Annotated in this window: 1 protein-coding gene and 1 pseudogene; one reads left to right on the top strand and one right to left on the bottom strand. The window is 37.7% G+C overall.

What is annotated here, in order from left to right; genetic code table 11:
* Window positions 1-232 (top strand): hypothetical protein (locus LI015_RS28020; protein ID WP_227126783.1); only part of this gene is annotated, 232 nt, incomplete at its 5' end.
* 13 nt (window positions 233-245) lie between these two features.
* Here LI015_RS28020 and LI015_RS28015 read toward each other — a convergent pair.
* Window positions 246-533: pseudogene (locus LI015_RS28015) on the bottom strand (hypothetical protein); the annotation flags it as partial.

The following is a 533-nucleotide window of genomic DNA, read 5'->3' as shown; positions in this document are numbered from 1 at the left end:
CAATACGGATTTAAAATTACTTGCTTCATGTTTTAACTTTGAAAAAGTAGCTATAATACAGCCTTTTTTCGATGATGCAGACCAATCATTCGGTTTTCGCTCCTATTACAATATGTCGATGGCAGCAGGCTACGCAATACATTTCTACTACAGTGGCGAGAAACGTATTACATTGCGATTTTTAGATACTGATGGTACCTGGAAAGATTCATGGACTGGAAAGTTGCAATAGCTTAAATGATTATTCACCACCATTTTTTCATGAACAGCGCATCTGCCGAAATACCCTGCGGGATTATTTTCTGCTCATTTCGGTCATTGCCCACGAAACAAGTCAGGATGTTTGAAGATGACGCTATGTAACATGCGTATGCAACGTTCCCATTGCTTTTTACATTGGTAACACATAGAAACATATATCCATCTGGTACAGTAATCGGTATACGTATCTCCTGTCCACCATTAGGCGCAAGAGTTATGGATTGTGAATATGTAAATGTTTTTATAAGCAATGGGTTAATTAAATCCGTATT

It is taken from the genome of Enterocloster sp. 210928-DFI.2.20 (assembly GCF_020554465.1).
Classification (GTDB): domain Bacteria; phylum Bacillota; class Clostridia; order Lachnospirales; family Lachnospiraceae; genus Enterocloster; species Enterocloster bolteae.
The sequence above is the reverse complement of the archived record's forward strand: the minus strand, read 5'-3'. Positions and strand labels throughout refer to the sequence as shown.